Source organism: Ruegeria sp. C6, assembly GCF_056537625.1.
Window position 1 is genome coordinate 146,691 of sequence record NZ_JBQFRW010000001.1, and the last position, 11,985, is coordinate 158,675.

Below are 11,985 nucleotides of genomic sequence, written 5' to 3' on the forward strand. Positions count from 1 at the left end.
ATGCGAATTGCAGGTTTGGTTCTGGCGGCGGTCGTGACTGTCGCTGGTATGGCACAGGCACAGGATCAGCAGACGCTGGCGGATATCCGTCAGGAATTAACCGTGCTGCATGTGGAAATTCAGCGTCTCAAGCGCGAGTTTTCAACCACTGGTTCCCCTGCGCCAAACCTGTCCGGCAGTTCCGTGCTTGAGCGCGTTGATGCGATCGAGGCCGAACTACAGCGCCTGACTCGTCAGACCGAGCAGTTGAACCAACGGGTGCAGAATGTCGTGACCGATGGCACCAACCGTATCGGTGATTTGGAGTTTCGTCTGGTTGAACTTGAAGGCGGTGATCTGAGCGCGCTGGGCGAAACCTCAACGCTGGGTGGTGAGACATCGACCGATGTGGCTGTGGCACCCACCCCCAACCCTACGCAACCCACGGTCACTGATCAGGGTGAGCTTGCAGTCGGTGAACAAGCGGATTTTGATGCCGCTTCGCAGGCCCTGGTGGATGGAGAATTCCAGACCGCGGCCGATCTGTTTGCGCAATTCGACCAGTCCTATCCGGGCAGCCCGCTGGCGAGCCAAGCCAACCTGCGGCGCGGGCAGGCGCTGAAAGGGGTGGGCGATACACGCGAAGCGGCGCGCGCCTTTCTGGCCAGCTTCACGGGCGACTCCGAAGGACCTCTGGCACCCGAGGCGTTGTTTGAGTTGGGCGCAGCGCTTGGACAGCTGGGCCAAACCGATCAGGCTTGCATCACCCTCGGCGAAGTTGGCGTACGATTTCCGGCATCGGCACCAGCTGCTTCGGCCACACAGGAAATGGCAACGCTGGGCTGTTCTTGACCTCTGACGCCGATACGCTTCGGGCCAATTTGCGGGCAGGTCTGCCCGATCCACTGCCGCGCCGTCTGGGGGTGGCGGTTTCAGGGGGCAGTGATTCGACTGCCCTGTTGCGATTACTTGTTGATATCGCGCGACAAGAGCAGATCGAGCTGTTTGCGGCGACCGTTGATCACGGCCTGCGAGCTGAATCTGCGTCAGAGGCCTTGGCCGTCGCGACACTGGTGCAGCGCTTAGGCATTCCTCATGAAACGCTGAAATGGCAGGGGTGGGATGGATCCGGAAATCTGCAGGATCAGGCGCGGCGTGCGAGATACCGGTTGCTGGTCGCGTGGGCCGAATCGAAGGGCCTAGAGGCAGTTGCGCTGGGCCACACGGAGGATGATCAGGCTGAAACGGTACTGATGCGGCTGGCCCGTGCTTCGGGCGTTTCGGGGCTTTCGGCCATGGCTGTATCGCGAAAAGAAGGTCGGGTCACATTGCTGCGCCCCTTGCTGTCCACAACACGCTCAAATCTTCGGGAATATCTGACTGTGCAAGGTATTTCGTGGATTGATGATCCGTCGAATCAGGACCCTCGTTTTGACCGGATCAAAGCCCGCCAGGCACTTTCCGGATTAAATCAAATCGGGATCACGGCAGAGTCATTATCACGGGTCGCTGAAAATATGGCGCAAGCGCGTGAAGCATTGGCGCAATACGCGCAAGAATCCGCTTTCCGGTACATGACGGTGGCGGATGGCGATCTTTGCATTGATCGCGAAGGTTTCGAAACTCTGCCCGAAGAAATCCGTCGTCGGCTTGTGACCGCGTCTGTTTCATGGATCGCAGGGGGAGAATATCCGCCGCGACACAAAGCGGTGGATCAAGTGCTGGATGCGATTTCGTCTGCTCAGACGGCCACCCTGGGGGGATGCATTTTAATCCCGGAAAGCAAAAAAACTTGGATTTGCAGAGAGCTAAACGCTGTCAGCAATCAGCACGCGCGCCCCTCAGAACCTTGGGACAGGCGTTGGATTATATCCGGGCCAAAAACTGAAGTTGCGGAAATCCGGGCGCTTGGTGAGGATGGTATATTGCAGCTGGAAAACTGGCGCTCTGTGGGCAAACCTCGCGCTGCAGTGTTGTCGACGCCCTCGGTCTGGGCCGAAGGCAATCTACTGGCTGCACCCCTGGTCGGTTTTGCAAACGAATGGCGGGCCGAACTGCTTCCAGAAAGGTCCGACTTCGATGCGGTGATTTTATCTCATTGAACCTGCCACAATCCTCTCTATTTTAAGGAACAACCCCGGCAGGTCCCCACCTGCCGAAACCTTTCGGGAGATTTTCCTTGGGCAACGCTCGCAACATCGCCTTCTGGGTCGTTCTGTTTCTGCTGATCCTGGCACTGTTCAACCTGTTCAGTGGACCCAGCGGGTCGCTTCAGAACAATGAACGCACCTATTCCGAATTCGTCAGCGCCGTGGACGCCGGAGACGTCACCAGCGTCACGCTAGATGGCGAACAGATCCGCTATCGCACGAATGAGAATCAGGACTTTGTCACCATCAAACCCACCGATGCCGAGGTGACGAAGCTGCTGATCGACAAGAACATCCCCGTACGTGCTGAAAAACAGCAGCAATCGGGTTTCCAGTCGTTCCTGATCACGCTGCTGCCTTTCCTGCTGCTGATCGGTGTCTGGGTCTATTTTATGAACCGGATGCAGGGTGGCGGCAAAGGTGGTGCGATGGGTTTTGGCAAGTCCAAGGCCAAGATGCTGACCGAAAAGCATGGCCGGGTGACGTTCGACGACGTTGCGGGCATCGACGAGGCCAAGGAAGAGCTGGAAGAGATCGTGGAATTCCTGCGCAACCCGCAGAAATTTTCGCGTTTGGGCGGTAAGATTCCCAAAGGCGCGCTGCTTGTGGGCCCTCCGGGCACTGGTAAGACGCTGCTTGCCCGTGCGATTGCGGGCGAGGCAGGTGTGCCGTTCTTTACGATCTCGGGTTCCGATTTCGTTGAAATGTTCGTTGGTGTTGGTGCATCGCGTGTGCGTGACATGTTCGAGCAAGCCAAGAAGAACGCGCCTTGTATCGTCTTCATCGATGAAATTGACGCCGTGGGGCGCCATCGTGGTGCTGGCTATGGCGGCGGAAACGACGAACGCGAACAGACCCTCAACCAGCTGCTGGTTGAGATGGACGGTTTCGAGGCCAATGAAGGCGTGATCATTCTGGCTGCCACCAACCGGAAGGACGTTCTGGACCCCGCGCTGCTGCGTCCGGGCCGGTTTGACCGTAACGTGACCGTCGGCAACCCCGACATCAAAGGCCGTGAAAAAATTCTGGGCGTTCACGCGCGCAAGACGCCTCTGGGTCCCGATGTCGATCTGCGCATCATCGCGCGCGGCACGCCGGGCTTTTCGGGTGCTGATCTGGCGAACCTCGTGAACGAGGCCGCATTGATGGCCGCCCGCGTCGGTCGTCGCTTTGTCACCATGGAGGACTTTGAGAACGCCAAAGACAAGGTGATGATGGGGGCTGAGCGCCGTTCGATGGTGCTGACGCAGGACCAGAAGGAAAAAACCGCCTATCACGAGGCCGGCCATGCCGTTGTGGGTCTGGAACTGCCGCTGTGCGATCCGGTCTATAAAGCGACCATCATTCCGCGCGGTGGAGCGCTGGGTATGGTTGTGTCGCTGCCCGAAATGGATCGTCTGAACTATCATCGCGATGAGTGTGAGCAGAAGCTGGCCATGACCATGGCCGGTAAAGCCGCTGAAGTGATCAAGTATGGTGAGGACCACGTCTCGAATGGCCCTGCGGGCGATATCATGCAGGCCAGCCAACTGGCGCGCGCCATGGTGATGCGCTGGGGCATGTCCGACAAGGTCGGCAACATCGACTATGCCGAGGCGCATGAAGGCTATCAGGGCAACACCGCCGGGTTCTCGGTATCGGCCCATACCAAAGAGCTGATCGAAGAAGAGGTAAAGCGCCTGATCCAGCAAGGCTATGAACGCGCGCACAAGATCCTGACCGACAAGAACGAGGAATGGGAGCGACTGGCGCAAGGCCTGCTTGAGTATGAGACCCTGACCGGCGAGGAGATCAAGCGCGTCATGAATGGCGAACCGCCCACCGAAAGCGATGATGAGGGTGACAGCCCCGATGAGGGCAACGCCCCCAGCGTAACTGCCATCCCGAAGACCAAGTCCAAGAAATCGCCGCCAGATGGCGGGATGGAACCAGAACCCACTGCATAATTGCAAAACCCGGAGCCAGCCTCCGGGTTTTCTCTTTTCATCAGGGCGTTGCTGGGCATTATGCCTGCTAACCTGTCATTGAAGGGGGCGCCTCATGCCATTCTTGCGTGAAACAGAATATTCAGCCGAGGTGGTATGGCTGGGCCATGTTCCAGCAGGCCAGTCTTTGCGGGCCAAGCCTGTCAACGCTTTGGATCTGAATTTTGATGGCGTTCAGGGGGAACGGCATCAGGGGCTCAATAGGGCGTCCTGTGTTCGGGTAGCGAATCTCTATCCAAAGGGCACCGAGATCCGGAATGTGCGGCAACTGTCAGTGCTGTCGGCAGAGGAATTGGGTGATGTCGCGGCTGAGATGGAGTTGGCAACGCTTGATCCGTCTTACCTTGGGGCTTCGATTGTCCTGAAGGGCATTCCCGATTTCTCTCATATCCCTCCGTCGTCGCGGTTGAAGGCCGAGAGCGGTTTGACGATCACTGTGGACATGGAAAACGCCCCCTGCGTTCTTCCGGGCCGCGAGATCGAGGCGGATCATACCGGTTACGGGGCGGCATTCAAACCTGCGGCCAAAGGGCGACGCGGGATAACGGCTTGGGTCGAACGCCCGGGGGCTCTGAAACGCGGCGACAAGATGCAATTGTTTGTGCCGGATCAGCCCCTTTGGAACCCATAGGTTCAATCCGTTTCCGATTTGCGCATTACGATTTCTCGCAACGCCGTTTCGCGGCATGAAAATGTCGGAATCCTTAGCCATCAGAGTTGTGTACGTCAGTATATGTTGCGCAGCGCCGACGCCCGTGCGTCGGTTTTGCACGGAATTCAATCAGGGACCCTGCCCAATGAGCTACAAATCCGACATTGAGATTGCCCGCGAGGCGAACAAAAAGCCGATTCAGGAAATCGGCGCGAAGCTGGGTATCTCCAGCGATGATCTGCTGCCTTACGGCCATGACAAGGCCAAAGTCAGCCAGGACTTCATCAACTCGGTACAGGACCGCGAAGACGGCAAGTTGATCCTGGTGACCGCGATCAACCCAACCCCCGCAGGTGAAGGCAAGACCACCACCACCGTAGGTCTGGGCGACGGCTTGAACCGCATCGGCAAGAACGCGATGATCTGTATCCGCGAAGCTTCGCTTGGCCCGAACTTCGGCATGAAGGGCGGCGCCGCAGGTGGCGGTTACGCGCAGGTTGTTCCGATGGAAGAAATGAACCTGCACTTCACAGGTGACTTCCACGCCATCACCTCGGCCCACTCGCTGCTGTCGGCGATGATCGACAACCACATTTACTGGGGTAACGAGCAGGAAATAGACACCCGCCGCGTTGCATGGCGCCGTGTGGTCGACATGAACGACCGCGCGCTGCGTCAGATCACTGCCAGCTTGGGTGGTGTATCTAACGGCTTCCCGCGTGAGGCAGGTTTTGACATCACTGTGGCGTCCGAAGTCATGGCAATCCTCTGCTTGGCAAACGACTTGAAAGATCTGGAAAAGCGTCTGGGCGATATCATCGTTGCTTACCGCCGCGACAAGACCCCGGTTTACTGCCGCGACATCAAGGCAGAAGGTGCTATGACCGTTCTGCTGAAAGACGCTATGCAGCCGAACCTGGTGCAGACGCTGGAAAACAACCCGGCCTTCGTCCACGGCGGCCCGTTCGCGAACATCGCGCACGGCTGTAACTCAGTCATCGCAACCAAGACCGCGCTTAAAGTGGCCGACTATGTTGTCACCGAAGCGGGCTTTGGTGCTGACCTCGGTGCCGAGAAGTTCATGAACATTAAGTGCCGCAAGGCGGGTATTGCTCCGTCGGCAGTGGTGCTGGTGGCCACCGTGCGCGCGATGAAAATGAATGGCGGCGTGGCCAAGGCTGACTTGGGTGCGGAAAACGTTGACGCTGTGAAGTCAGGTTGCGCCAACCTGGGTCGCCACATCGAAAACGTCAAATCCTTCGGTGTTCCGGTTGTCGTCGCGATCAACCACTTCGTCACCGACACCGATGACGAAGTTCTGGCGGTCAAGGACTACTGCGGCGAGCATGGTGTTGAGGCGATCCTGTCGCGTCACTGGGAGCTGGGTTCGGACGGCTCTGCGCCTTTGGCCGAAAAAGTTGTCGAAATCGTCGAAAATGGTGCCGCGAACTTCTCACCGATCTACCCAGACGACATGCCGCTGTTCGAGAAGATCGAAACTATCGCCAAGCGTATCTATCGCGCCGACGAAGTTCTGGCCGACAACAAGATCCGCAACCAACTGCGCGAATGGGAAGAAGCGGGCTATGGCAACCTGCCGGTCTGCATGGCGAAAACACAGTACTCGTTCTCGACCGACCCAACCCTGCGTGGCGCGCCCACCGGCCATTCGGTTCCGGTGCGTGAGGTGCGCCTGAGCGCCGGTGCTGGTTTCATCGTCGTTGTCTGTGGTGAGATCATGACCATGCCCGGTCTGCCGCGCAAACCGGCAGCCGAAACCATCTGCCTTAACGACGCAGGTGAGATCGAGGGCTTGTTCTAAGCGCTCAAATAAGACATCTCGTGGTCCGGGGATATCCCCGGGCCTCAGGAGACCAAAATGCCCACTCTGATACCTCCGCAAGACTGTCATTCGATGCAGGAATTGCGGCCTCAGATCGACAAACTGGACCGCCAATTGATTGGATTGCTGGTAACGCGCGCAACCTATATCGACCGCGCGTCGCAGCTGAAACCCGGCGAGGGCCTGCCCGCCCGCATCCCGGAACGTGTCGAAGATGTGGTGCAGCGCGTCCGCAAGAGCTCGGATGAGTTGGGTATGGACCCCGATCTTGCCGAAAAGCTCTGGCGTATACTGATTGATTGGTCGATTGCCCGCGAAGAACGCGTGCTCGGCCCAGACTGAAGAAACGGGCGCCTAGTGCGCCCGATCCGTTTTGTGAAAGAAGGGATCAAAGAATGGTAGCGCAGGTTATCGACGGAAAGGCCTTTGCCGCCAAAGTGCGCGCGCAGGTGGCTGACCAGGTTGCAAAGCTGAAAGAAGAGAACGGCATCACCCCCGGTCTGGCGGTGGTTCTGGTGGGCGAAGACCCGGCCAGCCAGGTCTATGTCCGTTCTAAGGGCAAGATGACCGTCGAGGTCGGCATGAACTCGTACGAGCACAAGCTGGATGTGGACACGTCCGAGGCGGACCTGCTGGCGCTGATTGACAAACTGAACAATGACCCTGCGGTGCACGGCATTCTGGTGCAACTGCCGCTGCCCAAGCATCTGAACGAAGATCTGGTGATCAACTCGATCGATCCGGCAAAGGATGTGGACGGGTTCCACATCTCGAATGTGGGCCTGCTGGGAACAGGTCAGAAGTCAATGGTGCCATGCACTCCGCTGGGCTGTCTGATGATGTTGCGCGATCACCACGGCTCTTTGTCCGGCATGGATGCTGTAGTGATCGGTCGGTCGAACATCGTGGGTAAGCCGATGGCGCAGTTGCTTCTGGGCGACAGTTGCACCGTGACCATCGCGCATAGCCGCACCAAAGATCTTCCCGATGTTGTACGCCGTGCTGATATTGTGGTCGCCGCAGTTGGTCGCCCCGAGATGGTTCCGGGTGACTGGATCAAGGAAGGCGCAACCGTGATCGATGTCGGGATCAACCGGATCGAACGCGACGGCAAGAACAAGCTGGTTGGCGACGTTGACTACGCCACTGCGGCAGAACGCGCTGGTGCGATTACCCCTGTTCCCGGCGGAGTTGGCCCTATGACGATCGCCTGCCTTCTTGCGAACACGCTCACCGCGGCTTGCCGCGCAAACGGCTTGCCTGAACCGGAAGGCCTGACTGCCTAATTGCAACCTCCGAGTTCAATTCGGGCGCAAGGTCAATGATTGAATTGGCCGGAGAGCGAAAAGCTCTCCGGCCTTTTTCATTAGATTAGGATATTTATATAACTACATCTTGACTTGACCTAGCGTCGGTCGGTGATAATCCTTCTATTCCAGCCGTTTAAGGGGTTATAATCCTGTCTGTTCGTGTTTCATGGTTTTACCTTTGGCGAGGTGCGTTACCTGGTATGATGAAGCTGAGTCCGATCTTCTCGTTAATAAGCCTTCAACGGGTAGTGGCGGGCCTCGTTTTTATTCCTTTATTGGCGTATTCCTTTGCCCCCTTTCGGGATATGACACTGCCATTCAGTCAGCGGATGGTGTTCTGGACAGGTGTTATGCTGCTCGCGCTTGCAGCGACTTGGTCGGCTGGAAAGTTTGTACGCGAACGGCTCAATCGATCAGGATTGCTGGTGCGTGATTTTGCCTTCGTCCTGTTGATCCTGACATTGTTTGCCCCGTCGCTGTGGTTGCTGACCTGGATTCTGTTCACGCTAAATGGATTGATGGCACCGGGCATATTGAAAGTCGCCCCTTATGGTCTTCTCTTCGCCACCGGACTTTTGCTGGTGCGTCAGCGGGAAGAAACCGCAGCACCGGAATTCGAACCCAGACCACGTCTTTTCAATCGTTTGCCTGCCAAGTTCGAGGGGCAGGTTTATCGGTTAACCGTGCGCGATCACTATGTCGACGTGGTCACGTCCGATGGTACGTTTACAATTCGCTCGCGCTTTACCGACGCGATTGCCGAGATGGAGCCGGTACAAGGCCATTGTACGCACCGTTCACACTGGGTCGTGGATTCGGCGATTGTTGGGGTCGAAAAAGAAAAGGGAAAATCCTTTTTACACCTAAGCAACGGCGATCAGGTTCCTGTCAGCAGGAAATACAAGCAACAGCTCGTGGACGACGGGTTGCTCTAGAACCTATCTGGGCATCGGGATGAGTTGAGGCTGCGCGCCGGTCAGAATTGCCCGCGCATCCGGTGCCATGATGCCGCTCAGAGCCTCTGCTGAACTGCGCAACCCCCCAGTGTAAGCGCCATAAGCTGGAAGGATCAGACGTGATTGATCCAACAAAAAAGCCGGGCGGGTGATCGAGCGCCCTCGGGCATTCAGGTTAACTTTGGGGTGGTAGTGGCCCGAGACTTCACCTGCACTGTTTTGCTGGGCGATATGGCGAAAAATTAGATCGTGGCAAGCCCACTCGGACAGATGTGTGCCGCCCATTTCTACCGGGCCGGGGTCATGGTTCCCCTCGATCCAGATCCAACGTCGACCAGCCTGCATTGCGGTGATCTGTTGCCTATCCTCGGCAGCCAACGCGCCCGAGGCATCGAGATCGTCAAAGCTGTCCCCCAAACAGATGACCGTCGTGGCACCGGTACGGGCAAGATCACCTGCCAATCGGGTCAATGTTTCGCGGCTGTCATACGGCGGCAATGTCGGGCCGCCCCTGCGGGCGATCCGTTCGGATTTGCCTAAATGCAGATCGGAAACACAGAGCAAGCCCTGTTCCGGCCACCATAGTGCGCCCGACCCAAGCGCAGTCAGGTCTTGGCCAGAAAATGAAAACGCGATCTTGTTCATGATCCGTTCTTCATACGATTTTGCGGATTGCGCAAGTGGTTTATGCCGGTTGCAATCCGGCCGCCTGCAGTAAACGGGCACTTTCTTCCGCAAGCAGGCGTTCCTCGGCTTCACCCTTGACGGGGACTTTGCCAACTTCGAGGAACAGAGGCGCCGCCAGGGGTGAGACGCGGTCCAGCCGCAGCAGGTCAATCCGGTCTCCGATCCGGGCGACCATGGCTTCGATCCGTCCGAAATCGACCAACCCGCGCATGGCCTCTTCGCGGGTGATTTGCATCAGCAGATGTTCAGGATCGTATTTCAGCAAGGTGTCATAGAGGATATCTGACGAAAATGTCGCCTGCCGACCACTCTTGCGGTGCCCACCAGTGTTGCGTTCGATCAAGCCCGCGATTGTGGCCGAAGCACGAAATGTGCGTTTCATCACGGCGTTACTCGCCAGCCAAGTCTCCAATCCTTCTCGTAGCGCGTCCAACTGAAATAGTGGGCGCGGATCGGTCACCGCATCCAGCCCCCAGATTAAGGTGGCATAGTCAGTGGCTACAAATCCCAGCGGCGCAAGGCCGGTTTCCTCCATGCGTTTGGTCAACAGCAAGCCCAGCGTCTGTTGCGCATTGCGGCCGGCAAATCCGTAGACGCATAGATGCTCGCGCCCCCTGTCAGGGAAGCTCTCAATCAACAGGCGGTCACTTTGCGGCAGGCGTGATATCTCGCGCTGAAGACCCAGCCATTCGGCAGTATGTCCGGGCAGTTGAGGCCAATCCGGCTGTGCGAACATCCGTAGGATTCGGTCGCTCAGCTGGGTGGACGTGGCGAACTTGGTGCCCGAAAAGGTCGCGATCTTGGGCTTGCGGTCAGCGCGGCGGCTGACCTCGACCACCATCTCTCGCAGACCCTCATAGCGGACGATCTGACCACCGATCAGAAAGGTATCACCGGGGGTTAGCGAGGCCGCGAATCCCTCCTCTACCTCACCCAGAGGCTTGCCCCCGCGATTACGCTTAAGCCGAACCTTCAGCGTGTCGGTGTCCTGAATCGTGCCAAGGTTCATGCGGATACGCTGTGCCGCCCTCGGGTCGCGCAATTGCCACGCTCCATCCGGGCGCTGCTGAAGCCTCTGCCACCGATCATAGGCTCGCAGGGCATATCCACCGGTGGCGCAGAATTCCAAACAGGCATCGAATTCAGCACGGGTGATCTGCGCATAAGGCCCGGCAGCCGTCATTTCGGCGTAGAGTGCATCTGCATCAAAGGGTCCCGCTGCGGCGGCGATCAGAATATGCTGACACAAAACGTCCCTGGGTCCTGGCCCGCGGGGGTCGCCATCCAGATCATGTTCTTGCACAGCTTCCAGTGCAGCAACACATTCGACCACTTCGAACCGGTTGGCTGGGACGAGAATAGCTTTGGAAGGGGCATTGTAGCGGTGATTTGCGCGCCCGATCCGCTGCACCAGCCGCTTGACGTTCTTCGGCGCGCCGATCTGGATCACCAGATCCACATCGCCCCAGTCGATCCCCAGATCGAGGCTGCCGGTGCAGACAATTGCCCTCAGATCACCCCTGACCATCGCAGCCTCGACCCGTTCGCGTTGTTGCCGATCCAGACTGCCGTGGTGAATACCAATGGGCAGAGCGTCGTCGTTGGCGAGCCAGAGGTTGTGAAAGAAAATCTCGGCCTGCGCCCGAGTATTGTGAAAGATAAGTGTCGTCTTGTGCTTTTTGATCTGCTCCATCACAGCGGGGATGGAATAGGCTGCGCCACCGCCCGACCATGGCGGCATCTCTTGTGTTTGCAGCATCGAGATATCGGGGTCAGGGCCGGGATCAGCCTGAATAACTCGGCAAGGATCGGGATTGCGGGCTAGAAATCGTGCGATGCCTTCGGGGTCTTCAACCGTGGCGGACAAGCCTACGCGGCGCAGATCGGGGCAGAGTGTCTGCAATCGTGCGAGCGCCAGCATCAATTGATCCCCCCGTTTGCTTTCTGCAAGTGCATGTATTTCGTCGACAACAATGCGCTGGACCCCAGCAAACATGCGCGGAGCATCTTCGTATGAAGTAAGTAACGCCAGACTTTCGGGCGTGGTCAGCAGGATATGTGGAGGATCGGCGCGCTGGCGTTTCTTCTGCGTGGCCGATGTGTCGCCGGTGCGATCTTCGATCCGAATTGGCAGGCCGATTTCCTCGACGGGAACGCGCAGATTGCGCCTGATATCCGCTGCCAGCGCCTTGAGAGGAGACACATAAAGCGTGTGCAATCCGTCATGCTGCCCTTCGGCCAACTCGGCCAGGGAAGGTAGAAAACCGGCCATGGTTTTGCCGCCACCAGTTGGAGCGATAAGAAGGGTCGCGGGATCATTCGCCCGCTCAAACATTTCTTGCTGATGCGGATGAATCGACCAGCCTTTGTTCGAAAACCAGTTTTGGATTGCCGGAGGAATCTGCACCATCCGACGAACCTAG

At 57.8% G+C, this 11,985-nt stretch carries 10 protein-coding genes; 8 read left to right on the forward strand and 2 right to left on the reverse strand.

The window, feature by feature from the left end; all coding sequences use genetic code 11:
- The 8 genes from ybgF (at position 1) to ACR0MJ_RS00730 (ending at position 8,854) form a co-directional block, all read left to right on the forward strand.
- Positions 1-831 carry a tol-pal system protein YbgF gene (gene ybgF / locus ACR0MJ_RS00695; protein ID WP_480760251.1) on the forward strand — a complete coding sequence of 277 codons (831 nt, stop codon included), beginning with the start codon at positions 1-3 and terminating at the stop codon, positions 829-831.
- Entirely contained in the window at positions 828-2,081 is a 1,254-nt protein-coding gene (gene tilS / locus ACR0MJ_RS00700; RefSeq protein ID WP_480758441.1) for a tRNA lysidine(34) synthetase TilS, read from the forward strand. The genes ybgF and tilS overlap by 4 nt, the downstream gene beginning before the upstream one ends.
- Before the next feature lie 77 nt (positions 2,082-2,158).
- On the forward strand, positions 2,159-4,075 hold the full coding sequence (gene ftsH, locus ACR0MJ_RS00705; RefSeq protein ID WP_170397380.1) for an ATP-dependent zinc metalloprotease FtsH: 1,917 nt from the start codon (positions 2,159-2,161) through the stop codon (positions 4,073-4,075).
- Positions 4,076-4,169: 94 nt separating this feature from the next.
- The gene (locus tag ACR0MJ_RS00710; protein WP_480758445.1) at positions 4,170-4,745 is read left to right on the forward strand and encodes an MOSC domain-containing protein; all 576 of its coding nucleotides are present in this window, start codon (positions 4,170-4,172) and stop codon (positions 4,743-4,745) included.
- Positions 4,746-4,911: 166 nt separating this feature from the next.
- On the forward strand, positions 4,912-6,588 hold the full coding sequence (locus ACR0MJ_RS00715) for a formate--tetrahydrofolate ligase (RefSeq protein WP_480758448.1): 1,677 nt from the start codon (positions 4,912-4,914) through the stop codon (positions 6,586-6,588).
- A gap of 57 nt (positions 6,589-6,645) precedes the next feature.
- On the forward strand, positions 6,646-6,951 hold the full coding sequence (locus ACR0MJ_RS00720) for a chorismate mutase (RefSeq protein ID WP_170404363.1): 306 nt from the start codon (positions 6,646-6,648) through the stop codon (positions 6,949-6,951).
- Between the two features lie 53 nt (positions 6,952-7,004).
- Entirely contained in the window at positions 7,005-7,895 is an 891-nt protein-coding gene (folD, locus tag ACR0MJ_RS00725) for a bifunctional methylenetetrahydrofolate dehydrogenase/methenyltetrahydrofolate cyclohydrolase FolD (protein ID WP_170397373.1), read from the forward strand.
- A 374-nt stretch (positions 7,896-8,269) separates the two neighbouring features.
- Positions 8,270-8,854 (forward strand): LytTR family DNA-binding domain-containing protein, encoded by a 585-nt coding sequence (locus ACR0MJ_RS00730; RefSeq protein WP_480758450.1) that lies wholly within the window; start codon positions 8,270-8,272, stop codon positions 8,852-8,854.
- A gap of 3 nt (positions 8,855-8,857) precedes the next feature.
- Here the strand turns inward: ACR0MJ_RS00730 and pdeM are convergent, their stop codons facing one another.
- Both pdeM and ACR0MJ_RS00740 read right to left on the reverse strand, forming a co-directional pair.
- Positions 8,858-9,520, reverse strand: coding sequence for a ligase-associated DNA damage response endonuclease PdeM (gene pdeM / locus ACR0MJ_RS00735; RefSeq protein WP_480758454.1), 663 nt, complete (start codon positions 9,518-9,520; stop codon positions 8,858-8,860).
- 40 nt (positions 9,521-9,560) lie between these two features.
- Positions 9,561-11,972, reverse strand: a complete 2,412-nt coding sequence (locus ACR0MJ_RS00740; RefSeq protein ID WP_480758458.1) for a ligase-associated DNA damage response DEXH box helicase — start codon at positions 11,970-11,972, stop codon at positions 9,561-9,563.
- Positions 11,973-11,985: the final 13 nt, after the last annotated feature.